The sequence below is a fragment of the Marinospirillum insulare DSM 21763 genome, from assembly GCF_000686905.1.
Classification (GTDB): Bacteria; Pseudomonadota; Gammaproteobacteria; order Pseudomonadales; family Halomonadaceae; genus Marinospirillum; species Marinospirillum insulare.
In genome coordinates this window covers 1-26,704 of sequence record NZ_JMLW01000030.1, presented here as the reverse complement: position 1 = coordinate 26,704, position 26,704 = coordinate 1, and the positions used below count along the sequence as shown (strand labels likewise).

Annotated in this window: 29 protein-coding genes and 1 pseudogene; 18 read left to right on the top strand and 12 right to left on the bottom strand. The window is 44.0% G+C overall.

All coding sequences use genetic code 11. The features are described from left to right. From BP27_RS17000 to BP27_RS0111435, 6 genes and pseudogenes are all read right to left on the bottom strand, one after another. Nucleotides 1–236: pseudogene (locus BP27_RS17000) on the bottom strand (ISL3 family transposase); the annotation flags it as partial. 89 nt (nt 237–325) lie between these two features. Then, complete coding sequence (locus BP27_RS0111455; RefSeq protein WP_027851672.1) at nt 326–517, bottom strand: hypothetical protein; 192 nt, start codon at nt 515–517, stop codon at nt 326–328. A gap of 77 nt (nt 518–594) precedes the next feature. Continuing rightward, entirely contained in the window at nt 595–1,989 is a 1,395-nt protein-coding gene (locus BP27_RS0111450; protein WP_051610536.1) for a sigma-54 interaction domain-containing protein, read from the bottom strand. Between the two features lie 11 nt (nt 1,990–2,000). Beyond that, complete coding sequence (lpxL, locus tag BP27_RS0111445; RefSeq protein WP_027851670.1) at nt 2,001–2,918, bottom strand: LpxL/LpxP family Kdo(2)-lipid IV(A) lauroyl/palmitoleoyl acyltransferase; 918 nt, start codon at nt 2,916–2,918, stop codon at nt 2,001–2,003. Between the two features lie 114 nt (nt 2,919–3,032). Continuing rightward, nucleotides 3,033–4,340 (bottom strand): TolC family outer membrane protein, encoded by a 1,308-nt coding sequence (locus BP27_RS16105; RefSeq protein ID WP_051610535.1) that lies wholly within the window; start codon nt 4,338–4,340, stop codon nt 3,033–3,035. Nucleotides 4,341–4,536: 196 nt separating this feature from the next. Beyond that, nucleotides 4,537–5,310 carry a FadR/GntR family transcriptional regulator gene (locus tag BP27_RS0111435; protein WP_027851669.1) on the bottom strand — a complete coding sequence of 258 codons (774 nt, stop codon included), beginning with the start codon at nt 5,308–5,310 and terminating at the stop codon, nt 4,537–4,539. Nucleotides 5,311–5,425: 115 nt separating this feature from the next. On the opposite strand from BP27_RS0111435, the gene BP27_RS0111430 reads away from it, so the two are divergent. Then, entirely contained in the window at nt 5,426–5,962 is a 537-nt protein-coding gene (locus BP27_RS0111430; RefSeq protein WP_027851668.1) for a hypothetical protein, read from the top strand. 40 nt (nt 5,963–6,002) lie between these two features. On the opposite strand, the gene BP27_RS0111425 is transcribed toward BP27_RS0111430, so the two are convergent. From BP27_RS0111425 to BP27_RS0111415, 3 genes are read right to left on the bottom strand one after another with little or no spacing between them, the layout of a single operon-like run. Next, nucleotides 6,003–8,021, bottom strand: coding sequence for a TRAP transporter permease (locus BP27_RS0111425; RefSeq protein ID WP_051610534.1), 2,019 nt, complete (start codon nt 8,019–8,021; stop codon nt 6,003–6,005). A gap of 30 nt (nt 8,022–8,051) precedes the next feature. Next, a complete protein-coding gene (locus tag BP27_RS16100) occupies nt 8,052–8,522 on the bottom strand; it encodes a DUF1850 domain-containing protein (RefSeq protein ID WP_245597842.1) in 471 nt (156 codons plus the stop codon). A gap of 6 nt (nt 8,523–8,528) precedes the next feature. Next, nucleotides 8,529–9,506: a TAXI family TRAP transporter solute-binding subunit gene (locus tag BP27_RS0111415; protein ID WP_027851666.1), complete on the bottom strand. Its 978-nt coding sequence runs from the start codon at nt 9,504–9,506 to the stop codon at nt 8,529–8,531. Nucleotides 9,507–9,702: 196 nt separating this feature from the next. Between BP27_RS0111415 and BP27_RS0111410 the strand changes: the two genes are divergently transcribed. Then, the gene (locus tag BP27_RS0111410; protein ID WP_027851665.1) at nt 9,703–10,881 is read left to right on the top strand and encodes an acyl-CoA dehydrogenase; all 1,179 of its coding nucleotides are present in this window, start codon (nt 9,703–9,705) and stop codon (nt 10,879–10,881) included. After that, on the top strand, nt 10,882–12,108 hold the full coding sequence (locus BP27_RS0111405; RefSeq protein ID WP_027851664.1) for a CaiB/BaiF CoA transferase family protein: 1,227 nt from the start codon (nt 10,882–10,884) through the stop codon (nt 12,106–12,108). A 7-nt stretch (nt 12,109–12,115) separates the two neighbouring features. Here the strand turns inward: BP27_RS0111405 and BP27_RS0111400 are convergent, their stop codons facing one another. Further along, the gene (locus tag BP27_RS0111400; protein ID WP_027851663.1) at nt 12,116–13,087 is read right to left on the bottom strand and encodes a polyprenyl synthetase family protein; all 972 of its coding nucleotides are present in this window, start codon (nt 13,085–13,087) and stop codon (nt 12,116–12,118) included. Nucleotides 13,088–13,167: 80 nt separating this feature from the next. Beyond that, a complete protein-coding gene (cysK, locus tag BP27_RS0111395) occupies nt 13,168–14,136 on the bottom strand; it encodes a cysteine synthase A (protein WP_027851662.1) in 969 nt (322 codons plus the stop codon). Nucleotides 14,137–14,410: 274 nt separating this feature from the next. Between cysK and rplU the strand changes: the two genes are divergently transcribed. The 14 genes from rplU to lspA all read left to right on the top strand — a co-directional run bounded on the left by rplU (nt 14,411) and on the right by lspA (nt 26,223). Beyond that, nucleotides 14,411–14,722 carry a 50S ribosomal protein L21 gene (gene rplU / locus BP27_RS0111385; RefSeq protein ID WP_027851661.1) on the top strand — a complete coding sequence of 104 codons (312 nt, stop codon included), beginning with the start codon at nt 14,411–14,413 and terminating at the stop codon, nt 14,720–14,722. A 29-nt stretch (nt 14,723–14,751) separates the two neighbouring features. Next, nucleotides 14,752–15,009, top strand: coding sequence for a 50S ribosomal protein L27 (rpmA, locus tag BP27_RS0111380; protein WP_027851660.1), 258 nt, complete (start codon nt 14,752–14,754; stop codon nt 15,007–15,009). Nucleotides 15,010–15,104: 95 nt separating this feature from the next. Further along, entirely contained in the window at nt 15,105–16,304 is a 1,200-nt protein-coding gene (gene cgtA, locus BP27_RS0111375) for an Obg family GTPase CgtA (RefSeq protein WP_027851659.1), read from the top strand. Nucleotides 16,305–16,318: 14 nt separating this feature from the next. After that, nucleotides 16,319–17,446: a glutamate 5-kinase gene (proB, locus tag BP27_RS0111370; RefSeq protein ID WP_027851658.1), complete on the top strand. Its 1,128-nt coding sequence runs from the start codon at nt 16,319–16,321 to the stop codon at nt 17,444–17,446. Nucleotides 17,447–17,457: 11 nt separating this feature from the next. Continuing rightward, nucleotides 17,458–17,676: a VF530 family protein gene (locus tag BP27_RS0111365; RefSeq protein ID WP_027851657.1), complete on the top strand. Its 219-nt coding sequence runs from the start codon at nt 17,458–17,460 to the stop codon at nt 17,674–17,676. Nucleotides 17,677–17,802: 126 nt separating this feature from the next. Continuing rightward, a complete protein-coding gene (gene rpsT, locus BP27_RS0111355) occupies nt 17,803–18,072 on the top strand; it encodes a 30S ribosomal protein S20 (RefSeq protein ID WP_027851656.1) in 270 nt (89 codons plus the stop codon). 62 nt (nt 18,073–18,134) lie between these two features. Continuing rightward, nucleotides 18,135–19,724, top strand: coding sequence for a murein biosynthesis integral membrane protein MurJ (murJ, locus tag BP27_RS0111350; protein ID WP_027851655.1), 1,590 nt, complete (start codon nt 18,135–18,137; stop codon nt 19,722–19,724). A gap of 131 nt (nt 19,725–19,855) precedes the next feature. Next, complete coding sequence (locus BP27_RS0111345) at nt 19,856–20,251, top strand: prepilin-type N-terminal cleavage/methylation domain-containing protein (RefSeq protein WP_027851654.1); 396 nt, start codon at nt 19,856–19,858, stop codon at nt 20,249–20,251. A gap of 12 nt (nt 20,252–20,263) precedes the next feature. Continuing rightward, the gene (locus BP27_RS0111340; protein ID WP_027851653.1) at nt 20,264–20,953 is read left to right on the top strand and encodes a PilW family protein; all 690 of its coding nucleotides are present in this window, start codon (nt 20,264–20,266) and stop codon (nt 20,951–20,953) included. Next, nucleotides 20,950–21,198, top strand: a complete 249-nt coding sequence (locus tag BP27_RS0111335) for a hypothetical protein (protein WP_027851652.1) — start codon at nt 20,950–20,952, stop codon at nt 21,196–21,198. The genes BP27_RS0111340 and BP27_RS0111335 overlap by 4 nt, the downstream gene beginning before the upstream one ends. Beyond that, complete coding sequence (locus BP27_RS0111330) at nt 21,182–21,700, top strand: pilus assembly FimT family protein (protein WP_027851651.1); 519 nt, start codon at nt 21,182–21,184, stop codon at nt 21,698–21,700. The genes BP27_RS0111335 and BP27_RS0111330 overlap by 17 nt, the downstream gene beginning before the upstream one ends. Nucleotides 21,701–21,782: 82 nt before the next feature. Beyond that, nucleotides 21,783–22,799, top strand: coding sequence for a bifunctional riboflavin kinase/FAD synthetase (ribF, locus tag BP27_RS16095; protein WP_051610533.1), 1,017 nt, complete (start codon nt 21,783–21,785; stop codon nt 22,797–22,799). A gap of 36 nt (nt 22,800–22,835) precedes the next feature. Beyond that, nucleotides 22,836–25,688, top strand: a complete 2,853-nt coding sequence (gene ileS / locus BP27_RS0111320; protein WP_036240160.1) for an isoleucine--tRNA ligase — start codon at nt 22,836–22,838, stop codon at nt 25,686–25,688. Further along, the gene (gene lspA / locus BP27_RS0111315) at nt 25,681–26,223 is read left to right on the top strand and encodes a signal peptidase II (protein WP_084324588.1); all 543 of its coding nucleotides are present in this window, start codon (nt 25,681–25,683) and stop codon (nt 26,221–26,223) included. The genes ileS and lspA overlap by 8 nt, the downstream gene beginning before the upstream one ends. Here the strand turns inward: lspA and BP27_RS17515 are convergent. Continuing rightward, on the bottom strand, nt 26,209–26,343 hold the full coding sequence (locus BP27_RS17515; RefSeq protein WP_281172151.1) for a hypothetical protein: 135 nt from the start codon (nt 26,341–26,343) through the stop codon (nt 26,209–26,211). The genes lspA and BP27_RS17515 overlap by 15 nt on opposite strands. A gap of 165 nt (nt 26,344–26,508) precedes the next feature. Between BP27_RS17515 and BP27_RS16090 the strand changes: the two genes are divergently transcribed. Next, nucleotides 26,509–26,704 (top strand): helix-turn-helix domain-containing protein (locus tag BP27_RS16090; protein WP_036240159.1); only part of this gene is annotated, 196 nt, incomplete at its 3' end.

The following is a 26,704-nucleotide window of genomic DNA, read 5'->3' as shown; positions in this document are numbered from 1 at the left end:
CGCAGCAGTAACGTGGTCGTTCGCTGACCATAAGGCACGTGGGCAAGACGCCTATCAATAGTGCCACGTGAATTGCCACAAGCAGCGCACTCAGGGCAAGGCTCTGGCGATTGAGCGAAACGGCACTCAATAACAGCGTGTTTTTCAGTAATATGCTGTCCAGTGGCAACAAGGCCGAGTTTATTTAATTGGCAAAAGGTGGAAAGGTCAGGGGTAGAAAAGGTAAGATTGCTCATGTCGGGGGACTTAGTTTTGTTTGTGTTGGAACTTACATTCTCTAAGAAACCCGACTCCTTTTCTAGTGAGCCAGATCTTTTCTACACCCTTAAATGCGAAGAGCCCCATTAAGAATCTCACTAACTGCTGGCAGGTAGTTATCTGCTACTTCATCAACATCTGAAACCAGGCTGCGAACAGCATTTATACTAAACAACCCAATAAAAACCAAAGCAGCTGCAGTAATAACAAATGGCAGCGCTATACGCGTACGAAACCCCAATGCCGCTAATTTAGACATAGCTAAGTCCTTCTATCTCATTAAACACAATTACACTTTACTACATTATTCCACTTGCAAATACAAAACATTTGTAACTAGCCAATAAAGGACTCATTAGTTAACTCATAGCGAGATAACTTGTCGTATATAGTTGTTTTCCCTATGCCTAGCATTTTAGCAGCCAGTTGCCGATTGCCTTTACAAGTAATCAAAGCCTGCTCAAGTATGTCTTTTTCTGCCATAGCTAGCTGCTCTTTTAAAGTACCCTGCACTAGACTCTTGTCTACAACTGAAACCCCAGCGGTTAAAGAGGAAGGCAAAGCCTGTAAAGAAATTTTATAGCCTTGGCTAAGGTAAAAGGCAGATTCAATAGCATTTTCCATTTCACGCACATTGCCTGGCCAAGCGTATTCAAGCATACGAGTCAAAGCATCAGCAGTTAATTTTGGTGCTCTGCGTCCTGTTCGAGCAGCCAACCTATTTAAAAAGTGCTCAGCAAGTGCTGGAATGTCTTCGCGTCTGTCTCTTAGGGGTGGCAAATCAACTGATACAACGTTAATTCGATAATAAAGATCTTCTCTAAACTCTCCTGCTTCAACCAATTTTTCTAGTGGCTGGTGAGTAGCTGTAACTAAACGCACATCAATTTTAACCAAGCGATTAGAACCCACCGCTTCTATTTCACGGTCTTGCAACACGCGCAATAGCTTGGCCTGCATTGTCAGGGGCATATCACCAATTTCATCAAGAAAAAGTGTGCCTTTATCTGCTAGCTGAAACTTACCCTGCTTGCCTCCACGTTTAGCACCAGTAAAAGCACCTTCAGCATAACCAAACAATTCTGACTCTAATAAATTTTCTGGAATGGCCGCACAGTTAATTTTAATAAAAGGTGCTTTAGACCGTTCCGACAAGAGGTGCAACGCATGGGCATAAAGTTCTTTACCCGTACCTGACTCGCCACGAATTAATACGGAAGCATCACCACCGGCTACTTTTTTAATTTTTTCATTAACCGCTTTAATTAAAGGGCTACGGCCAATTAAATCGTTAATGTGGTAATGAGCGCCCGTTTGCTCTTTATCTAAAGCACGACGATAAAAGTCCAACTCCGAAACCAATGCTTTTATCTGAGTATTCATTTGTCGCCATTCATGGGTATCGTGATAAAGCACAAAACCGATTGCACCTATCACTTTTCCTGCCTGACGTATGGGATAGCGGTTGGCTATCATGTGCCGCCCGCGTATTTCTTGTAATTTAGACAACTCTTCTTGCCCATTTTCAACAACCAAGTGCATACGAGTATTTTCAATAACATCAACGACATAACGACCGTAGGAGGTTTCTCTTTTAACGCCTAAAAACTGTGCATAAGGTTGATTAATAAAGAGTATTTTTGCTGACTCATCAACGACAACCACCCATTCATCTAAAGCATCTAAGGCTAAGTTCAAGCTAGCTAGGTCTCTGCCTAAGTGAATATTCATACTTGTAGAGCTCAGTAGAGTGAAGGTGATTGGGGGTCTGGCCGTGTTTTAAAACGGCGGTGCATCCAGAGGTATTGTTCAGGATAAACCCTAATCATTTTTTCAATGGTTTGGTTAACCAAGGTTGCATCGGCAACTTCATCACCACTTGGAAAATTTTCTAAGGCTGGTAGATATTCCAGTGTATAGGTGTAGTTGTCTGGATTACGGTAAATACATAAAGGCAATACGGGTACTTTAGCCATTCTTGCAATACGGGCAGTCATGGTAATGCTGGCGGCTTCAACACCAAAAAAAGGCGCAAACACACTGGCATCACGGCCAAAATCTTGGTCGGGTGAATACCAGCAGATGCTACCATTGCGCAATCTGCGTACTAGTAGCTTTAAATCACGACTGGCAATTTGTTCTTCAAAATACTGGCTACGGCCTTTTTCTATAAAGCGGTTAAATACCGGATTTTTGTGCGGCTTGTAGATAGAGTCGCCCGTATAACAAAGTCCGTGCAAAGCACCACCTAAATCTAAGGCTGAAAAATGCACACCTAAAATAAGTGCGCCCTTACCTTCGGCTAAGGTCTTATCCATGTGCTCACGACCTTTAAAGGTAAAGCGGTCTTTTAGAAAAGATACGTCTCTTACTAAGGCAGTAGCTGTTTCAAATATACCTATACCATTGGCTAAAAAAGCCTCTTTAACCAACTGTTGCTGTTGTTCAGGCGTTTTATCAGGAAAGCTTAGCTTGATATTTACTTCGGTAATATGGCGACGACGCTTAGCGACTAACATAGCTAAACGGCCCAGCCCTTTACCTAAAAATATTTTAGCGGGCCAAGGTAAGTAAGCTGTAATAGTAAGAAACCCTATACTTAACCAGGTGCCCCAATAGCGGGGGTGCCAAGAGTTTTTGGGGTAGCTTTTTTTTGCCATTGGCTAGTGTCCTAAAAATTTAACAATAAAAGTATAATTCTAACCCACTAGAAAAAAGAAAACCTCGGTGCTTGGCCGAGGTTTCTAAAACTAACAAGGAGTTTTGTTTGGTTTTTACTTAGCAGCAGTAACTAACCACTGGTTAAGCTCTTGTAAATCTTTTTCTGCAAGGCTACCCGCAACTCGCTTTAAGCGTAGCTGGTTTACCACATAGTCGTAACGGGCTGCATCATAATCACGACGCGCTCCCCATAATGCACGCTCAGCATTTAGCACATCAACAATATTGCGCGTACCTACTTCATAACCTGTGCGTGTAGCTTCTAAAGCACTTTCTGCCGACTTAATAGCTAATTTACGTGCCTGCACTACCAGCACGTCGGTACTCACCTGAGTAAACAAGCTGCGCGTTTGTTGCAATACTTGGCGCTTGGCTAGCTCTTCATTTGACTTAGCTTCATCCAACATTGCAGATCCTTCACGAATGGCTGCACTGGTACGACCACCACCATAGATTTCTAAGCTTGCTTTAAGGCCAAAAATAGTTTGATCATAACCTTCTGCTTTTGTTATCGGGTTATTCACATCTGAATCTTTGCTGTACTTAGCAAACAAACCCACTGTAGGCAGGTGTCCACTACGCTTAGATTTCAAACTTTCTTCTGAAGCTGTTAAACCTGCTCTAGCTGCCTGCAAAATTAAACTTGAAGTTAAGGCTTGATCTACCCATGCCTGACGATCATTAGGAACAGGTGCTGCTATGGGCAACTCTTTATTTAAAGCATCGATAGACTCGTAACGCTCACCAGTAATTTGCTCTAAGTCTTCATAGCTAATCATTAAAGCTGCTTCTGTACCTATACGTGCTGCGCGAGCTCCATCATAAGCAGCTCTAGCTTCTAGTACGTTAGTAATAGATATAAGGCCTACATCATACTGCTCTTGCGCTTGATCTAGCTGGCGTTTAATCGCTTGCTCTTCTGCTTGTGATGAACGTAAATTATCTTCTGCTCGCAGCACCTTAAAATAAGCTTCAGCAACCCTCAATAAAAGGTTTTGTTCAGCATCTGAATAACCAGCTTCAGCAGCATTAAACGCTGCTTTGGCAGCAGTACGGCCATACCAAGCTTCACCATTAATTAAAACCTGTTGAGCCTCGACACTAAAGTTAGTGTTATCCATCTTCTTAGGCGCATCTTCAATATCAGTTTTAGTAAAGGTACCGCTAGCGGTTACTTGCGGAAGTAAAAAGGATGTTGCTTGCGTTGACTGGGCGCGTGATGTTTCTAAACGAGCACGCTCTACTGCTAATTCGGCATCCTGCTTAACCGCATCCTGATAAACTTCTAATAAGTCGGCTGCATATAAAGCTGGTGATAAAAATAGAGCCAACGCACTGGCTATTAGTGTTTTGCGGTACATAAGGTCAATATCCTCTAGCGCTAAGAAGCAACTATACAATTATTAATTTAGCTAAAATACAGATTAAAATTACCTAGTAAACTGAATGGCAGTCTACACCAACTAGACCAGCCAGTCTACTTCACCCATTAGGAATCACAACACATCAATATTAGCTTATATTAATGTATATTTCATCCCTTGATAGCATTTGATTTTATAGTTCAGCAGATGACAAGAAACCCTTAGCCAACCGCCCCTCTAACTCTACGTTAAAGCGCTCGGCTGATGCCATGTGTTCACTCATCAAAAGACGCACTTTATCGGTATCTTTACTTCGAAAAGCCTTGATAAGCTCTCGATGATAATGAAGATTATCTCTTGAAAAGTCTTGCTGTTCGGGTAGCTGAACCTTCTTATAGATGACCAGATCTTTAATAAGATCATTCAAAAACTGCCCTATAAATGCTAACAGAGGGTCTTTGCAGCGCTCAGCAAGCACGCTATGAAAGTCTAATTCAGCGATTCTCTGTGCTAAGCGCTCTTCTAGGTTTTTAGGTGCTAGTGAACACTGTTCTGTCAGCTCTTCTAACTTCTCTATATCTGCATCAGTTAAATCATTCACTACTAAAGCTGCTAGCTCAGGCTCAACTAACTTCCTTAACCGATAAATATCTGGTCCTGTCGGGTTTTGAAAGTGCAAATAATTTCTTAGTAGTTGAGATGCTAAGGGAAAAGGTACCCGAGCTAAAATAGCACCTCCATTTGGTCCTGTTTTAAGGGTCACTAAGCCTTGCACCTCAAGCGACTTAAGTGCTTCTCTAACCGTGCCCTTAGAACACTCAAAAAGCTCCATTAAAGCTTTCTCATTTGGCAGACGGTACCCAGGCTGTATATCTTGCACCACCACCCAACGCTTAACTGACTCAACTATTTGATCTGAGCGTTTCATTTTTTTAGGTGATGCTAGCCCCTCAAAGGGGTTACTCATAGATCAAACCTCTTAAATACTTGTATAATTAATTTACAATTATACCGGTTAATGACAATAAACTTGATTGATTTTACAACTTCCATTAGTTTTAACACTTTATAGGAGGCAACACATGGAACGTCAGTACATGACACTTGGCTACTACTCTGGCTTCGATAAACTTTTCAAACCCACCTTTGAAGTCATGGATTACCTAAAAAACCCTGTTTGGGGTGACGTTAAAGCTATTCGTGAGCTGGTTAAAGACAGAGTAATTACCGGTGAAAATGATTTAGAAGGCCTAGCAAACCACCTTAGAGATCAAAATATTTTACACCTAACTGGCCAGCTGGTTGAGGGCATTACTCTTGATCGTGCAATGCGCGAAAGAACGCATATTGAACTTCCTCTTAGAGAAGACGAAAAGCGCTTTGGTATGGCTTGGAGCACTATCCATAAACTAGATGCTAGTAATGGTCGCCTTCGCAGAAACGTAAAACTACCTATAGGAACTTTTGATAAAGAAACGCCTATCATTGAAATTTTACGTGGTTTAAAACCAGCCTTTCCTTTGTTTGACTTAGACCTAGCTCTCTCAGATGGCGTTAATAAAATGCTCTTAATACGTCGTGAAGAACTACTGCAAGAACTTAATACGACACAAGGTTAAAGCCTTGTGCCGATGATTGATTAAGGTACAAGCCTATTCCTTATAGGCTTTGCTCTACCAATGCCTGACTCTCTTTACGCTGCTGCACATAGTTAATCAATAGCAACACCAGTGCCACTAAACTACCCGCCAATTGCAGCTTAAACTCTGGATTATAGATAGCAATAACCGCACAACTCAGCCCTACTCTCATCCAGGTTTGCATCCAAGTAAATAAAAAGCCTTCTATCACGGCTGCAAAAGCCATCAATGCCAAGCTAACTAAAAAGCCATTCCAGAGTATTAACTCAAGAGGCCCACCAATAATCAGTGCTGGATTGAATACAAAAAATAGTGGAATTAAATACAAACCTTTAGCAAAACGCCAAGCCTGCATACTGGTTTCCATTGTTTTACTACCTGCAATCGCAGCAGCCGCAAAAGCTGCTAAAGCCACTGGTGGCGTTACATTTGAATCTTGTGAATACCAGAAGACTAATAGGTGGGCAACCAACAACGGCATACCAAACTCTACGGTTAAAGCAGGACCTACCAATACAATAAGCACAATGTAGCTAGCCGTTACAGGTAAGCCCAAACCTAAAATTAAACTAGCAAGCGCAACCAAAAGTACCGCTAGAATTAAGCTACCACCTGAAAAAGCAATCATCATGGATGAAAACTTCAACCCTAAGCCAGTTAACCCAACAACGGCAACCACAATACCGGCAATACCACAGGCAATACTGACTGCAACAGCATTTCTGGCACCTAGCTCTAAACCTAAAAAGAAACGATGCAAACCATCTAGCAGGGCTAGTTTAATACTGTCACCTAAACGGCCTTCCTGCTGACCTTTCTGCCAGGCACGCCACAGACCATTAATGCCCGCTATTGCAATAATACTTATCACTGCATAAAAACCGACTCGCATAGGTGAATAACCACCAGCTAATAAAAATACGAGTAGTAGTAGTGGCACTAAAAAATACCAACCTTGACGCATAACGTCTTTTACTTGAGGCAATTCATTAGAGGGCAAACCCTTCATACCCTGCTTGATAGCAATGATATGCACAAAGAGGTAAACAGTAGAGAAGTAGAGTAGAGCAGGAAAAATACTGACTTTAACTATATCTAGGTAGGGTACGCGTGTGTATTCAGCAATTAAAAAAGCGCCAGCCCCCATTAGGGGTGGCATTATTTGCCCGCCTGTACTGGCAGCTGCTTCTATGCCACCTGCCTGTGCAGGTTTATAACCCAACCTTTTCATCAATGGGATAGTAAACGCACCCGTTGTAACAACGTTTGCAATGGAGCTACCAGAAATAGAACCCATACTAGCTGAAGCAATAACCGCAGCTTTAGCAGGACCGCCACGCTGCCGACCCGTTGCCGCAAAAGCCAAATCTATAAAGAACTTACCCGCGCCCGTTACTTCTAAAAAAGCACCAAAAAGCACAAAAATAAATACAAAGGTTGCCGCTACACCCAGTGGAATCCCATAAATTCCTTCTTGCCCTAGGTACATTTGTGCAGCCACTCTATCTAGGGTGTAACCACGGTGATTTAAAATACCCGGCAACCATTCACCCAACCAAGGCAGCTCTCCACGAGAGCCCGCAAAAGCATAAAGAATGGCTACCACACCTATAACAGTTAAACCCAAGCCTACTGCACGTCGACTAGCTTCTAAAAGCACTAGGGTTGTCATCACGCCAACCCAAACATCTTGTTGCGTCCAGAAACCCGCTCGTGCAAAAATTTCGTCTAAATTGTAAACCAAGTAAAAACCTGAGTAGGCCGCAGCTAAAAACAACAACAGATCTACTAACCACATAAAACTATTACGTGGTGATTTTTTGAAGGGTGGAAAGAGTAAAAAGGTCAACATCAGCACGAGTGCTAGGTGAACACCACGCTGAAAAAACAAACCTAAAGGATCAATACCAGCGGTATAAAGCTGAAATAGTGATAAGCCAACAGCTAAAATTAAAATCGTTGCTTCAACAACCTTGGGGCCACTTCTTTTTAGCTTTATATCTAATTCGGCCGAGTCATAGGTGACTTGATTACTCATAGGTGCATCTCTTAGTAAACCCAACTTGGGTTAATTTCTTAGTATTTTTAATGTAACCCGCTGACCTGCAGCAAGCTCACTTAAGCTAATTGTTTTTTTTCTGTAGTCAAAGCGGTGGTTAACGGCTAAAGATCCAACCCGTAACAACATTTGGTTGCCACTTATTTTCACTGCCATATTTTGAATGTGGTAACCGCCCTGCCCATCACTTAACATTTTCCCACGACCCAGTGTATGCCCTAAACCTGCCGCAAAATCTGGTTGGTGACTTGAATCCAATATCCACTGGCCAGCTTTAACAATAAAACAGTCTTCGACTGCAAAGCCAGCAACAGAGTGATTCCAAACCAAGCACCAACCTTCTTGTTCATTTAACGGAAGATTTAGTATTAGCTGCTCATCCTGATTTATCACCTGCAAAGAATATGCAGGTGATGCTAGAGCTAGCGGGGTTAGTAAAAGCAAACAACAGCCGACCAACCCTCTTTTCAGCAACAGCACTAGCGGCTACTTAACCAGCAAGCGCTCAGGAATTGTCTCGCCAATTTCTTGGTAATAACGCAGTGCACCCGGATGCAAAGGAATAGGAGTAGATCCTAGGCTAAACTCAACGGTTGTATCGTTAGCTGCCGAGTGGATAGCTCTTAACTCTTCTACCTTTTCAAACAGTGTTCTAGTTATTTGATAAGCTAACTCATCAGACATAGAAGCATTAACCGTTAAAACATTAGGGATGCTAAGTGTTTGTACTGGCTGATCAACACCTTCATACATGCCTGCACGCAAGGTGTAGGGTGCAAATACTGGCTCAACCTTCATAGCTTTAGCCATTTCTTGCTGTGAAATTGCAATAATTTTAATCTTGCGACTAGTTGCTAAGCTTAAAATTGAGCTAGTCGGCGGACCAACACTCCAGAAACCAGCATCAATATCACCATCGCGTAAAGCATCACCTGTTTCGTTAAAATTCAGGCGCCTAGCGTTTAAGTCAGATGTTTTAATGCCATTAGCCTCTAGCAGAGTACGTGCATTCACCTCAGTGCCACTACCCGGTGCACCTAAAGAAACACGCTTACCTTTTAAGTCACTTAAAGAATTAATGCCTGAATCAGCCAAAGTTACTAACTGCACAGCATTAGGGTAAACCGAACCCAATGCACGCACATCAGCTACTTTACGCCCTTTAAAAACACCTTCGCCGTGATAAGCCTTATAAACCGAGTCAGCTAAAGCGATAGCTAAGTCAGAATCTTCACGATGAATAAGCCCCATATTTTCTACCGAGGCACCTGTTACCTCTGCTACACCCGTGTAACCGGGAATATGGCGACCAATCATTTCAGCGAGACCACCACCAATAGGGTAATAAACCCCACCGGTTCCGCCCGTAGCGATAGATAAGGTTTGTTCAGCCTGAACCGTTGCAGTACCGACCAATAAAGAAAGAGGCAAAGACAGAGCTAGTGCCGAGACAAATTTACGCATAACCTGTACTCCAGTTGTTTTTATTTTCTTACAAGGACTTCAATCAAGAAGTGCTTGAAAAACACTAATGCAAAATACCGCTTATAGCTAGTATTGGTATTATTTATATCTAGCCAGCTTGCTTTTTACAATTTATTATAATAAATGTACTATTACAACTTAACCAGTAAAATTTCGCCTTTGAGGAATAAAAAAAATGACTCCATTTCAGTGGCAAGACCCGTTTTTAATTGATCAGCAACTAACTGATGAAGAGCGCCAAGTTCAGGAAGCAGCCCGCGCTTACTGCCAAGACAAACTACAGACACGAGTACTTAAAGGCTTTCGCGAAGAACATTTCGATAAAGAAATTATGACCGAAATGGGTGAAATGGGTTTGCTGGGCGCAACGGTTGCTGAAGAGTACGGCGGCGCAGCCATGGGTCACGTAGCTTACGGCTTGATTGCACGCGAAGTAGAGCGTGTTGATTCTGGCTACCGTTCTGCCATGAGCGTACAGTCTTCTTTAGTTATGCACCCTATCGAAGCTTACGGCTCTGAAGAGCAAAAACACAAATACTTACCTCAGTTAGCCAGCGGTAAAATGATTGGTTGCTTTGGCTTAACCGAACCTGACCACGGTTCTGACCCAGGCGGCATGTTAACGCGCGCTAAAAAAACCGAGGGCGGCTACTTGCTGACCGGTCAAAAAATGTGGATTACCAACAGCCCTATCGCAGACATTGCTATTGTTTGGGCTAAATCTGATGCCCACGATAACAAAATTAAAGGCTTTATCGTTGAGCGTGGCACTGAAGGTTTTACTACGCCTACCATTGAAGGCAAAGTTTCACTAAGAGCTTCGATTACAGGTGAAATAGTTTTAGACAATGCTTTTGTGCCAGAAGAAAACTTACTACCCAAGGCTTCTGGCTTAGGTGGTCCTTTTGGTTGCCTTAACAAAGCACGTTTTGGTATCGCTTGGGGTGTTATCGGCGCAGCAGAATTTTGCTGGCATGCAGCGCGTCAGTACACGCTAGACCGTAAGCAGTTTGGTCGTCCTTTAGCTGCAACACAGCTAGTTCAACTCAAGCTTGCCAATATGCAAACCGAAATCACTTTAGGTCTACAAGCTGCACTACAAGTTGGCCGCTTAATGGATAGTGGCAACTGGGCACCCGAGATGATTTCTTTAATTAAGCGTAACAACTGTGGCAAGGCACTTGATGTGTCTCGCCTAGCCAGAGATATGCACGGCGGTAACGGTATCTCTGATGAGTACGGTGTTATTCGCCACATGGTTAACTTAGAAACAGTGAACACCTATGAAGGTACTCACGATGTACACGCTCTAATTCTAGGTCGTGCACAAACTGATATTCAGGCGTTCTTTTAAATGCCTGCCCAGCCGTTAAAAGGTGTTCGTATCCTTGATTTGTCCCGCATTTTAGCGGGACCTTGGAGTACTCAGCAATTAGCCGATCTGGGTGCCGAGGTTATCAAGATAGAAAAGCCCGGTGCGGGTGATGACACTCGCAGCTGGGGGCCACCTTGGCTAGAAGGTTCGCAAGAGTCGGCTTACTATTTGTCTGCTAATCGTGGCAAGCAATCGGTTGCTATCGACATTTCTAAACCTGAAGGGCAAGCACTTATCCATCAGCTTTTAGAAGAATGCGATGTATTAGTAGAAAACTTTAAAGTGGGTGGGCTAAAAAAATACGGCCTAGATTACGCCAGCTTAAAAGACAAAAAGCCTGATCTTATCTATTGCTCGATTACTGGTTTTGGTCAAGACGGGCCTTATGCTCACCGAGCTGGCTACGACTTTATGATTCAAGGCATGGGTGGGCTGATGAGCCTAACCGGTTTACCAGACTCCGAACCTGGCGGCGGCCCTGTCAAAGTGGGTGTGGCTTTTGTTGATGTATTTACTGGGCTTTATGCCAGTAATGCTATTTTGGCAGCCTTATACCAACGCCAACAAAATGGCGAAGGAACCCATATCGACTTATCCCTGCTCGATGTACAAGTGGGAGTTTTAGCTAACCAAGGTTTGAATTACCTAACTTCAGGCAAGGTACCTCAGCGCCTGGGTAATGCTCACCCCAATATTGTTCCCTATCAGGCCTTTGCAACCCTTGATGGGCATATCATTTTAGCGGTAGGTAATGATGCTCAGTTCCAGCGTTTTTGTAAGGTTGCTGGTCAAGAAAGCTTGGCAACTGACCAACGCTTTGCAACCAACCAGTTAAGGGTTGCTAACCGCGACCTATTAATTACAGAACTAAACGAGCTTCTATTAACACGAACAACGCAAAATTGGCTCACTGACTTAGAAGAAGTGGGTGTTCCCTGTGGGCCTATTAATAGCCTAGATCAGGTTTTTGCTGACCAGCAGGTAAAGCATCGTAACCTAGCGTTTGAACTACCTCACCCTGAAGCAGGCAAGGTTTCTTTAGTTAGTAACCCAGTCAGGTTTGATGGCCAAGCACTCAACGCAAAAACTGCACCACCCTTATTGGGCGAGCACACTTTGCAACTGCTAAAAGACAAGCTTAAGTTAAGCGAAGAACAGCTACAAACTTTAGTGGATGAAGGCATTATCGCCGATAAAAAAAGCTAGCTAATAACTAGCTTTTGCGACCTAGTGCCATATCAGTTAGCTGCATTAAGGCTTCTTTGTAGTTTGAAGCAGGCAACACCTCAAGACAGGCTTTAGCTTTATCTGAACAAAGGCGAGCCTGTTCACGGGTGTAGTCTAGCGCACCCGTTTTATTAACGATTGCTAAAACCTCATCTAAAGAATCTAACCCGCCTTTGCGTATCGCCTGACGAATTAATAATGCTTCTTCTTCACTGCCTTTTTCCATAGCGTAAATTAACGGCAGGGTAGCCTTACCTTCGGCTAGGTCATCGCCTACGTTTTTACCCATGGTCGCGGCATCGCCTTGGTAATCTAACAAGTCATCAATGAGCTGAAAAGCCAAACCTAGCTGAGCGCCGTATTCACGCATGGCTTCTTGCTGCTCTAAAGTAGCCTCTGCCAGCACAGCAGCGGTTTGGGTTGCGCCTTCAAATAGCTTAGCGGTTTTGGCGTAAATCACTTCACGGTATTGTTCTTCACTTACTTTAGGGTTGCGTACATTAGTCAGCTGCATCACTTCACCTTCGGCAAGCACACAAGTGACCTTGGCCAAAATTTCCATAATGCGCATGGAATTAACCCGCACCATCATTTCAAACGAGCGCGAATAAAGAAAATCACCAACCAAAACGCACGACTGGTTACTCCACTGAGTATTAGCCGTAGGGCGACCCCGGCGCATGCTCGACTCATCGACCACATCATCGTGCAGGAGCGTTGAGGTGTGCATAAATTCAATTAAAGCAGCTAAGAGAAGGTGGTTGTCGCCTTGGTAACCTAAAGCTCGAGCAGTTAACAAGGCAAGTAAAGGACGTAAGCGCTTACCGCCGCTATCAATAATATGGTGGGCAATTTTTTCTACCAGCGGCACTTGCGAGCGGCATTCGTTAATAATTAACTGGTTAACCGCTTCAAAATCATCTGCAACAACTGCGTGCGGTGAGAAACTGGCAGACATAACATTAGCACCCTAAGCGACTTGTAAGAATTGCTAGGTATCCTAGCAGCCGCTTGGGTGCTGTCAAGCAAAGCTTAGCCTTACTGCACCAGCTCTTTTTCGGTAAAGATACCATCAAACAGTGGCGTAGAAAGGTAGCGTTCGCCCGAGTCAGGCAAGACAACCACAAACATTTTGTCTTTGTATTCAGGTAGCGCGGCTAAACGTAAAGCAGCAACTGTGGCTGCACCGCATGAAATACCAGCAAGAATGCCTTCTTTGCTCATCAACTCTCGCGCAGCGGCCATAGCTTCATCATTGGTTACCTGCTCAACACGATCAACAAGGCTTAAGTCTAAATTGCCCGGAATAAACCCAGCCCCCAAGCCTTGTATTTTGTGTGGTGCAGGCTTGAGTTCAGCACCTACCAACTTCTGACTAATCACTGGTGAGTCTGTAGGCTCTACTGCAACACTGGTAATACCCTTACCTTGCGCTTTCTTTATATAGCGTGAGATACCAGTAATGGTGCCCCCCGTACCCACACCTGCGACCACTACATCTACCTGCCCATCCGTATCTTGCCAAATTTCAGGGCCAGTAGTTTTTTCATGTATTTCAGGGTTAGCTGGGTTTTCAAACTGTTGCAGCATAATGTAGCTATCAGGATTAGCGTCCACCAGCTCTTGGGCCTTAGCTATTGCACCCTTCATACCCTTAGCTGGCTCAGTTAGCTCTATTTCTGCACCTAAAGCTTTAACTAGCTTACGTCGCTCTAGTGACATAGAAGAAGGCATGGTTAAAATTAGGCGATAACCCCTTGCAGCAGCTACAAACGCTAAAGCAATGCCGGTATTACCACTGGTGGGTTCAACTAGGGTTACGCCTGGCTTCAACAAACCACTCGCTTCAGCAGCATTTATCATGCTGGCACCTATACGGCACTTAACAGAACCTGCAGGATTACGTGATTCCAACTTGGCATAAACATTACCAGCAGGCCAAAGATGACCAAGACGAACCAAAGGGGTATTACCTACTGACTGAGAGTTATCATCAAAGAGCTTCATAAGTCGTGTATCCTTAATAAATAAAAGAAAACTTAAACCTTCTTTGTCTAGTGTAACCAAATTAACTCCTGTGTCTTAGCTAGACTTGCTATAAGAATATAAAAAGCTGGCAAGCTTCGGCTATTCGCCTTGCTTGTTTTCATTAACTGCTTTAAAATCACGCGTCCTTTCGTCTGGACGGCTCCCTGCACGAGGGTTACCAAAGCGTTTCCCTTCATCAACAGGTATTAGTAGCCTTTCTGATCCAGAAGAAGCTAAGCAAGTGGAGAGCAGTATGTACGCAGTTATTAAATCTGGTGGTAAGCAGTACCGTGTTAAAGAAGGTCAAACCCTTAAGCTAGAGAAGCTAGAAATAGCAACTGGCGAAACCATCAACTTCGACGAAGTTTTACTTACCTCTGATGGCGAAAACATCCAAGTTGGTGCGCCTTTAGTGGCTGGTGCAAAAGTAACTGCTGAAGTTATTGATCACGGTCGCGGCGATAAGGTTTCTATTATCAAGTTCCGTCGTCGTAAGCACTCAATGAAGCGTCAGGGCCACCGTCAGTGGTACACTGAAGTTAAGATCACTGGTATTTCCGGTTAATTTTCACCCAGAATTTGAGGTAAAGCATCATGGCAACGAAAAAAGCTGGTGGTAGTACTCGTAACGGTCGCGATTCCGAAAGTAAACGCCTTGGCGTTAAGCTGTTTGGCGGCCAAGTAGTTCAAGGTGGTAACATCATCATTCGTCAGCGCGGCACCAAGTTCCACGCTGGTACAAACGTAGGTGTTGGTAAAGACCACACTTTGTTTGCTAAAACTGAAGGTGTTGTTAAGTTTGAAGTAAAAGGCCCTAAAGGTCGTCGCTTTGTAAGCGTTGTACCTGCCTAATTTGCTTCAACGCAAGTAGGTTATAGTAAGACAAGGCTCTACCAACCGGTGGAGCCTTTTTATATGGGGCATTCTGTCCCCAAAGGTAGTACCTAATGCAATTTTTAGATGAAGCAAGAATTACTGTAGTCGCAGGCAAAGGCGGCAATGGCTGCATGAGTTTTCGCCGTGAAAAATACGTTCCTAGAGGCGGGCCAGATGGTGGTGACGGCGGCCACGGCGGTAGTGTTTATCTAGTTGGCGACGACAGCCTAAACACCCTGATTGATTTTCGCTTTCAAAAACACTATCGCGCAGCCAGTGGTGAATCTGGCAGAGGCGGACAGTGTTCAGGTAAAGCAGGTGAAGATCTCTACGTTAAAGTTCCTGTTGGCACCAGTATTGTCGATGAAGACACCTTAGAGATCATTGGTGACATTACTGAAAACGAACAACAACTTTTGGTGGCAGAAGGTGGGCACAGAGGGCTAGGCAATATTCACTTCAAGTCCTCCACTAACCGTGCACCACGCCAAACCACTAAGGGTACAGAAGGTGAAGAGCGTAACCTGAATTTAGAAATGAAGGTTATGGCAGATGTAGGTTTGCTTGGCTTACCTAATGCAGGAAAATCCACTTTAATTCGCTCTGTTTCTGCAGCCAAACCTAAAGTAGCTGACTACCCCTTCACTACGCTAGTGCCTAATTTGGGCGTAGTAAAAGTCGGTTTTCATCAGCATTTTGTAATGGCTGATATCCCAGGTTTAATAGCAGGCGCTTCAGAAGGTACAGGCTTAGGCTTTAAATTTTTACGCCACCTAACCCGCTGCCGCTTATTGTTGCACGTGATTGATATAGACCCTGTTGATCAGTCAGATCCTGTTGAGTCTGCACGCATTATTGCTAAAGAATTAGCTAGCTACAGCCAAACACTGGCTGAGCGTCCACGCTGGTTAGTGCTTAACAAGCTCGACCTAATGCTAGAAGAAGATGCTGACGATATTTGTGAAAAAATCATTAGTGAGCTGAACTGGCAAGGCCCAGTATTCCGTATTAGCGCCATCAGTAACCAAGGCACTGAACGTCTTAGCCAAGCCATAATGACTTGGCTAGTAGAGCAGCGCGCTCTTGAGGCAGATGACCCTGAAGCAGCAGAAGCAGAAGAACAAGTACGTGCCCGCATGGAAGCAGAAGCAGTTGCACGTGTTGAAGCTTGGTTAAACCGTCGCCATAAACGTAAAAACCAAGATAGTGATGAAGATGATGATGACTTTGACGAAGACGATTACGATGTTGACTTTGAATATGTGCAGTAGCGTGCTTAAAAACCATGTTAAATGAACGTCAAACTCTGACCCAAAGCAGCCGAGTTGTCGTTAAAATTGGCAGTGCTTTATTAACCAATGATGGACAAGGGTTAGACGTAGCAGCCATTGAAGGCTGGGTTGCTCAAATGGCTAAGCTTAAAGAGCAAGGCCGCGAGCTGCTGTTGGTTACTTCTGGCTCAGTTGCCGAAGGCATGGTGCGCCTAGGCTGGAAACAACGCCCCAAAAGTGTGCATGAGTTACAAGCTGCTGCGGCAGTAGGGCAAATGGGCTTGATTCAAACTTGGGAAACCGCTTTTAAAAAATACGGCATTAAAAGTGCCCAAATTTTACTGACCCACGATGATTTATCAAACCGCAAACGCTACTTGAATGCGCGTAGTGCTTTACGCACCCTCGTAGATCTAGGCGTTGTACCCATCATCAACGAAAACGATACCGTTGCTACCGACGAAATTCGTTTTGGTGACAACGACACCCTAGGCGCACTCGTTACTAACCTTTTAGAAGTTGAAACCCTAGTACTACTCACTGACCAAGATGGTTTGTTTGATGCTGACCCGCGAGAAAACCCCAAGGCTAATTTAATTAGCGAAGGACGCGCACAAGACCCTGCACTTTTGGCCGTGGCGGGTGATGGCGGTGCTTTGGGTCGAGGCGGCATGTTTACCAAAGTTCGAGCTGCTCGTTTAGCTGCCCGCTCGGGTGCCAGAACAGTTATCTTAGGTGGCCGTACTGAACAAGCTTTAACGCGTTTATTTGAAGGTGAGAAGCTGGGTACTTTACTACTACCTGATGACGAGCCCATTACCGCACGCAAACGCTGGCTAGCCGGACACCTGCAAGAAAAGGGTGTGCTAGTGCTAGACAAGGGTGCAAGCCAAGCTGTTCAGCAACAGGGTAAAAGTTTATTACCCGTTGGTGTTAAAGAGGTACGTGGCCGTTTTGCTCGGGGCGAGTTGGTGGTATGCATTGATGATAGTGAGCAGCGCCTTGCCAAAGGTTTAATTAACTACTCTTCTAATGAAGCTAGCCTGTTAGCAGGTCAACCTAGCCATCAAATTGAACGCATTTTAGGCTATGTTGAAGCAACAGAGCTTATTCACCGTGATAATCTAGTGGTTATTAAATGAGCTGCTGTGAAATGACTAATCAACAACCCAATAACCCTTTGCATGGTATTACTTTAGAGCAGCTAGTCATTCAGTTAGAAAAGCACTATGGCTGGGAAGGTTTAGCTAAACGCATTAATATTAACTGCTTTAAAAGTGAGCCTTCAGTTAAATCTAGCTTAAAGTTTTTACGCCGCACCCCTTGGGCGCGTGAACAGGTTGAAAAGCTTTACTTAAATACTCGCTTCTAGCCTGAGCCATTTTATCACTACCCTTTTTCTTCTTCTGTATGGTAGAATTCTTCTCCCTTATTTTTAGGGAATTTCTTGCTGGATAAACCCAGCTTTACGATCATTGTAAGACTCCAAGGAGTTATCGTGGCCAATATCAAGTCTGCCCAGAAGCGTGCGCTTCAATCTGAAAAACGTCGTTTACACAACAACAGCCTGCGTTCTAAGGTTCGTACCAGCATTAAGCGTGTACTTAAAGAAGTACAAGCAGGTGATTGGGAAAAAGCTATGGCTGCTTTCCAAGCTGCACAGCCCGTTATTGACAGCATTGCTGACAAGGGTGTTTTCAACAAGAACTGGGCTGCTCGCACTAAGAGCCGTCTGAATGCTCGTGTGAAAGCACTTAAAGCTGCCTAAGTATTTAGGTTGCTAATAGAAAAACCGGCTTTTGCCGGTTTTTTTGCATATATAGCTAAATTATGACTAAAGCCCTCCCCGCTAAACCTAAACAAGACCGTCCACCCGAGCGCAAAAAACGTGGCCTACTCAGTTCTGGCTTAATAGTTAGTAGCATGACTTTTCTGTCACGAATTTTAGGGTTAATACGCGACATAGTTATTGCTTCTTTAGTGGGTGCCGGGGGAGCAGCCGATGCTTTTTTTATTGCCTTTAAAATTCCTAATTTTTTACGCCGCTTATTTGCTGAAGGTGCGTTTAATCAAGCTTTTATTCCTGTTTTAAGTGAATACGCAGAAAAGAAAACCAAAGCTGAACTACGGCTTTTAATTGATTCAGTAGCCGGTTGCTTGGGTTTATCACTAATTGTTTTAACTTGTATAGCCATCTTAGCTGCGCCAGCTTTAGTTTGGGTATTTGCACCTGGCTTTGCTAGCGACCCTACCAAGCAAGCCATAACTACAGACTTATTGCGGATTACCTTTCCTTATTTATTACTGATTTCTCTAACGGCTTTTTCAGGCAGTATTTTAAATACCTGGGGACGCTTTGCGATTCCGGCCATTACCCCCGTATTTTTGAACCTTAGTTTAATTGGCTGTGCATTATTTTTAACGCCTCTGGTTGGCTCTGCAGCCGAAGCTTTAGCTTGGGGCGTATTAATAGCTGGCATGATACAACTGGCTTTCCAGCTACCTTTTTTATCTCAAGTAGGTTTATTCCCAAGACCACGTCCAAACTGGAAAAATGAAGGGGTTAAGCGCATTCTTACCCTAATGGCGCCAGCACTTTTTGGGGTTTCTATTAGCCAAATTAATCTTTTACTGGATACCGTTTTAGCTTCATTTTTAGAAGATGGTAGCGTGGGCTGGCTCTACTATGCTGACCGTTTAGTAGAGCTGCCATTGGGTGTATTTGGCATAGCCATTGCCACCGTTATTTTACCTTCCCTTTCACGCCAACACGCTAGCGCTGATGTAGAGAAGTTTGCACAGCTCCTAGACTGGTCAATTCGTATGGTGTTACTTATTGGTCTACCCGCAGCCTTAGCACTTATTATTCTTGCCGAACCTTTGCTAATTACGCTCTTTCAATACGGTGCCATGACTGCTGTAGATATAAGTCAGTCTGCCCTAGCTTTACAGGCTTATGCCTTAGGCTTGCTAGCCTTTATGCTGATTAAAGTGTTAGCACCTGGTTATTTTGCACGGCAAAACACTCGCACCCCAGTAAAAATAGGTATTAAAGCCATGCTAGCTAACATGGTATTTAACCTTATTTTGATTGTGCCCCTAGCTCACGTTGGCTTAGCTCTAGCCACTGCAGCCTCGGCTTTTTTAAATGCTGGTTGGTTAGCCTTGGGCTTAAAGAAAGAGGGAGTATTACGTTGGTCAAAAGGCTGGGGCCGCTATAGTTTACAGTTGGCGATGGCTTTGGCAGCTATGGTGTTATTACTTGTGTGGTTTACGCCTAGCACAAGCATCTGGTTAGATGCCTCCTTAACTGAACGCTTACTGCGCCTTGCTTTTGCTGTTATTGCAGGTGCAGGAATTTACCTTTTAGCACTCATTGCAATGGGCATAAGGCTTAAAGATTTCAAACATCAAGAATAGGTTTCCAGCTTGTTCTAGCTAAGTTTTTTTATGTGAATTTTTCAATTTAGGTCAACAAAAGACAAAACTTCCCTCGTGCTTTTCAATCTAGCAACTAGGCTAAAAGAACCCCTGAACAAGGAGCCTAGTTCATGCTTAACAACACCCCCTCACAAGGCTTTTCTCTATTAGAGCTGTTAATCAGCTTATTCTTAACTGCACTTATGGTGATGGGCATTGCTCAATACACCTTAATTAGCTCAAGCATACACCTAACCTTACAACAAGAAGCCTTAGCAGCAAGGGCGTTAGACAGTCTGTTGATACAAGCCTCTACCTATCCTGCCAGCAAAAATATAATTCAATCCAGCTTATCCAGTCTAAATCAAAGCTGTAACCAACAAGCACTAGAGGTAGATTTTACAAATTTCTGTTTAGCTTTAGAACAACTACCGCAATTAAAAGTTATCTCTAACCAGTCTTATACAGCGCTTGAATGGCAAGCACCTAAGGGCAAAAAAATTATAAAAAGACCGGCTATAAAGTAGGAGGGAAATAAAATGCAAAAAGGTTTTTCACTGGTTGAAATGCTAGTTGCTAGTTTGTTTTCTGGCCTTATTTTATTGTCTGCTAGCCAAGGGTTAGCCACCCTTATAAAATTTCAAACCAATCAATCAGAACTTGTTAGGTTGCAAGAGCGTAGTAACCTAGCAGAAACAGCCTTAAAAAATGCTATTTACCAAGCACAAAACGTACTTACCGCAGGCGCAGCAACAGCTAACTACCCTAATTTTTCTCAGCAAACTAGGCTATTAGGTTACCCTAAAAACTCACCAATAAATTTTAACCAGTTTGCGAGTTCAGATTGGCTGCTCTTATCGACTGGCCAATCAACCAAGAAGCGCAGTCTTTTTCATCTGGATAAAAAAACCTATGGGTTTGGCTTAGCATTTAAAGATTTTAGAAAAGCTACACCCAGGTCAGATACGCTAGTCAACCAAGTCGAGCTGGTACGTTTTAGGTTTTTTTGCCAAGATTCACAAAGCTGGATTAGTGCTAGTGAAGCACGCCAATGCAGTCAAAAGATTTCTAGCGTTGGCTTTAGTGTTTTACTAGCCTCCTCACTAGCAGTAAGCAAGACTCAAGCGAATCAGTTTACACTTTGGGGTAAGCAGTATGCCTTTCCAAAAGATGGACGGCTAAGACAAGTTGTTAGTGCAACAGTGCAGCTAGCAGGGGGTTCAAAATGACATCCAAACTTACTTATCAACAGGGTTTCACCCTGGTGCCTGTTATTTTTTTACTCACTATTAGCTTGTTAATTATCCTAACTGGAAGCAAAGAGCTGCACCAAACAGTATTAATGCATCAGTTAAAAATGCGCCAAGATTGTGTGTTGCTTGTTAAGCAACTTAATAAAAGTGGATCGCTAGACTTTTCTTACTGTCCACCCTGTAATCTTGCCCTAGGCTGCTTAGATGAAATCGGTCATTAATAAGCACTTTTACCAGCAAGGCTATAATTTAATTGAGCTACTTGTTGTGCTTGTAATAGCTAGTTTTCTAATGGGTTATGCCCTGCCTTCTTACCAAAGCATGATTGAAAAACAAAGCCAAAGAAGTGAGTTGGCGCGCTTACAAGCTGTTTTAAATCATGCACGAATAATGGCTAGTTTGAATGACCAACCACTCATTATTTGCCCTAGTGAAAAAGGCAACAAGTGTGACTCTTCAGCTAATGAGCAGGGTAATCTTCTTTTACTAACAGCAGCTACAAACCAACCAGTATTCTTTTCTTCCGGTGCAGGTTTTAAAATTATTTTTCCTAGCCAAGACCTAAAAGTTTATCCCCTACCTTCCCAAAATTCAGGTGGGACTTTGCTACCCTGTACAGGATTCACCAATAACAAACCTAAAGGCCTAGTGGTTTCACCTACAGGGCGCGTTAGGGTGAGTGATGAAATAGACAAGAGTTACTCTAGCCGTTGCACTAACTAAGAGGGCGGCTGTTCGTTACTCGCTATCTTCTATATAATCATCCGCTCAAATTCTAATACCCTTTAAACTATCCAGAGCCTAAATGGAACTGATTCGCGGCATTCATAACCTACGCAAAGAGCACCAAGGCTGTGTAGCCACTATCGGTAATTTTGATGGTGTACACCTAGGTCATCAGCAAATCCTTCAACAAGTAAGGGAAATTGCTGCGCGTCTACGCCAACCAGCGACAGTGATGGTTTTTGAACCTCAACCCCGTGAATTTTTTGCCGGTGACGCAGCGCCACCACGCATTAACAGCTTCCGTGAAAAAGTAGAGCGTTTAACCGAATACGGCGCCGAGCGTATAGTTTGCTTACAATTTAATAGCCGTTTACGCCAATTAACCGCTGAAGAATTTGTTCAAAAAATTTTAGTTGAAGGCTTAAGTCTTACGCACCTAGTAGTAGGTGATGATTTTCGTTTTGGCTGTGACAGGTCAGGCGACTTTCACTTATTGCAAAAGCTGGGTTCACAAAAAGGTTTTAGTGTTGAGCACACGCAAACCTTTTTAATGGATAATCAGCGCGTTTCAAGCACCCGAGTTCGCCAGCAACTCGTTAAGGGCAACCTTAGCGAAGCTGCTAGATTGTTAGGTCGCCCACACAAGCTTTCCGGACGCGTAGTACATGGCCGTCAATTAGGTCGCACCTTAGGCGTTCCTACGGCCAACCTTTTGTTAGGTGATCGTAAGCCAGCACTGAATGGCGTATTTAGCGTACTCGTTAAAATGCCCAACGGATTAATGCGCCCTGGTATTGCTAATATCGGGCTGCGTCCTACGGTAGATGGCTTGGTTCCAGCACTTGAAGTGCATTTGTTAGGCTTTGATGGCAACCTTTACGGACAACGCCTAGACGTCTACCCGCTTGCCAAGCTTAGAGACGAGAAAAAATTTGCAGATTTAGACGCACTGACTACACAAATCAATAAGGATATTGACCAGTGCCAGCAGTTTTTTATACAGCAAAACACCCCTTGGCAGCCGGGTGAATATTGGCTAACCAGCGAGCCAGCTCAGCTTCTAGCGCAAGCGCCACTTATACAAGCAATCCTTTAATTTCCAGTTAACCGCAACCTTGATGACACTATAACCATGACCGACAAAAATACTGACCAATACAAAGCAACGCTTAACCTTCCTGAAACCACCTTTCCAATGCGTGGTAATTTGCCAACACGTGAGCCAGAGCGCCTAAAGCAATGGCAGGCAATGGATATTTACACGCGTATGCGTGAAGAAGCTAAGGGTCGTCCTACTTTTGTACTTCACGATGGCCCTCCCTATGCCAACGGCGACATTCATATTGGTCATGCAGTTAATAAAATCATTAAAGACTTTATTGTTAAGTCCCGCACTTTAGATGGTTACGATGCACCCTACGTACCCGGTTGGGATTGCCACGGTCTACCCATAGAACACAAGGTTGAAGTCACTCACGGTAAAAACTTACCCGCCGATAAAGCCCGTGAACTCTGCCGTGATTATGCCGGCGAACAAATTCAAGGTCAGATGCAAGATTTTATTCGTTTAGGTGTTATAGGTGACTGGAAAAAGCCTTACCGCACCATGGATTACCAAAACGAAGCGGGTGAAATTCGTGCTTTAGCAGAAATGGTGAAAGGCGGTTTTGTATTTAAGGGCTTAAAGCCGGTTAACTGGTGTTTTGATTGCCGCTCCGCCTTGGCCGAAGCCGAAGTTGAATACGCTGATAAAAAATCTGATGCTATCGATGTTGCCTTTACTTGTAACGATACGGCTGAGCTGGCAAAGGCTTTTGATTTAGCGGAATTAAGCAAACCTGCGGCAGTGGTTATTTGGACAACCACCCCTTGGACCATTCCAGCCAACCAAGCGCTTAATGTTCACCCAGAATTTGTTTATGCCCTAGTCGACACTGGCGAAAAGCTATTACTGCTGGCTGAAACCTTGGTGGAATCTAGCCTTGAGCGTTATAAGCTAAAAGGCAAGGTAATTGCCACCACCACCGGCGACAAGCTAGAAAATATTCGCTTTAAGCATCCTTTTTATGATCGCCTAGCGCCAGTTTATTTAGCTGATTATGTTGAAGCTGAAATTGGTAGCACGGGTATCGTTCACTCAGCGCCTGCCTATGGTTTAGATGACTTTATCTCTTGCCGTGAACACGGCATGGAATTTGATGACATTATTAGCCCAGTACAAAGCAACGGTGTTTATTCCGATGATTTAGGCTTTTTTGGTGGCCAGATGATTTGGAAAGCTAACCCACAGATTGTGGCTAAGCTGGCTGAAGTGGGCGCACTTATGAACCACCAAGAAATCACCCATAGCTATATGCACTGCTGGCGACACAAAAGCCCGGTTATTTACCGTGCAACGGCTCAGTGGTTTGTAGGCATGGACTTACCTAGCAAAACCGACAGCAAAACACTGCGCGAAAAAGCCCTAGCCGGTATTGAGCAAACTCAGTTCGTGCCTGCTTGGGGGCAAGCCCGTTTACATTCAATGATTGCTAATCGCCCAGACTGGTGTATTTCTCGCCAGCGTAACTGGGGTGTGCCTATTCCTTTCTTTTTGCACAAGGCAACCGGCGAGCTACACCCACGTACAACAGAACTGATGGAAGAAGTAGCCGTTAAGGTAGCAGAAAAAGGCATTAACGCTTGGTTCCAAATGGATGCCAGCGAACTGTTAGGTGAAGAAGCCGCTGACTACGAAAAAGTAACCGACACGCTAGACGTTTGGTTTGATTCTGGAACAACCCATTGGCACGTTTTACGTGGCTCTCACCCTCATGGGCATGAAGAAGGCCCTAAAGCAGACCTTTACTTAGAAGGTTCAGACCAACACCGTGGCTGGTTTCACTCTTCACTCTTAACCGGCTGTGCGATAGATGGTCACCCACCTTACCGCGCATTATTAACCCACGGTTTTACGGTCGATGCTAAAGGCCGAAAAATGTCTAAGTCGATGGGCAATGTGGTTGCACCTCAATCGGTAATGGACAAGATGGGTGCGGATATTCTACGCCTCTGGGTAGCTTCAACCGACTATTCGGGCGAAATGGCCGTTTCGGATGAAATTCTAAAGCGTACCGCTGATTCCTATCGCCGCATTCGTAACACCTCACGCTTTTTGCTTTCTAACCTAAACGGTTTTGATCCAGCTAAAGACTTATTGCCTGCTGACGAACTACTGGCGCTAGACCGTTGGGCGGTTGATGCTGCATTACAGCTACAAGAGCGCATTACTCAAGCCTTTACTGACTACCGCTTTTTAGATGTTTATCAGCAAGTTCACCACTTCTGCGTGCGTGAACTGGGTGGCTTTTACCTAGATATAATCAAAGACCGCCAATACACCATGCAGCAAGATTCCCGTGGACGCCGCTCTTGCCAAACCGCTTTGTTCCACATTGCTGAAGCCTTAACCCGTTGGATTACGCCTATTCTTAGCTTTACAGCTGAAGAAATTAATGAAGCCTTACCGGGTAAACGCCCAGATTCAGTGCTACTCACTACTTGGTACGAAGGGCTTTATGCACTGCCGGCCGAAAGCGATTTAAGCCGTGATTATTGGAATCGTTTAATTGAAGTAAAAGATGCCGTTAACAAATGCTTAGAAGACGCACGTAACGAAAAACTGGTTAAAGGTTCATTAAGTGCTGAAGCAACCCTTTATGTTAGTGATGAATTAAAAGCCGACCTAGAGCGTTTAGGTGATGAGCTGCGCTTTGTATTGCTAACTTCTGAAGTGACTTTAAAACCACTAGCTGAAGGTGTTGACGCACGCACTACCGATCTAGCTAGTCTTAAAGTGGCAGTTTATGCTTCAGAAAAAACCAAGTGCGCACGCTGCTGGCACCACCGCGAAGATGTAGGCACTCACACTGAGCACCCTAGCCTTTGTGGTCGTTGCATTACTAACCTGCCAGAAGGTGAGGGCGAAAGCCGCAGCTATGCCTAATTCAATTAAAGCTAACTTAATTAAGCAGGGCTTAAGCAGCCTTGCTTTTCAAAAGCGCAACCTGCCTTGGGTGTTAATTGCAGTGGTTGTTATTGGCCTAGACTTAGCCACCAAAGCTTGGGTAACGAGCCATTTTAGTTACGGGCAGCGGCTAGAAGTATTGCCTGTTTTTGACCTAGTGCTACTGCACAACACCGGCGCAGCTTTTAGCTTTTTAGCTGAAAGTAGTGGTTGGCAGCGCTGGTTTTTTGTAGGCATAGCCGTGGTTGCTAGCTTAATTATTTGGGGCTGGCTAAACCGATTAGAAAGCCATGAAAAGCTCACCGCTTTAGCTTTAGCTCTTATTTTAGGTGGCGCGTTAGGTAATTTACATGACCGCTTTTTTTATGGTTATGTGGTCGATTTTTTAGCCTTTCATTGGCAGCACAGTTATTTTCCCGCATTTAACTTGGCTGATAGCGCAATAACCTTAGGTGCAATGCTGCTAATATGGGGAACGTTTTTTGGGGCTAAAGGTAAATCAGCTCAAGGGTAAATTATGGTTGGGCAGTAAATGGCTTAGCAGTTGCTCTAAGTCAGCCCGAAAAGTATGTTCGCTGGTATGGCCTTGTGCCAAACGGCTGTTAATTTTTTCAATATACTGACTAACGTCCATAAACCTCTACCGTCCTTAATTGTTAAATCCTTTATTTTAAAAGCTATTAATACACAAAAAAGCCTCCTGGATTCAACTCTCAAGTGCAACTCATTAAACTAGGATTGGATGGCAAGCTGCTGTAGCATCTTATGCTTTTCAATCGACCAAGAATGAGAAGCAAACATGAGACACTACACACAGCTCACCAGAGAGCAACGATACCAAATATCTGCCCTGCTTGATAACAATTTAACCCAAACTGAGATCGCTAAAACGCTTGGTGTTCACAAATCAACCATTAGTCGAGAGCTTAAACGTAATACAGGCAAACGTGGATATCGGCCTAAACAGGCTCACGAATTTACCGAAGAAAGGATCA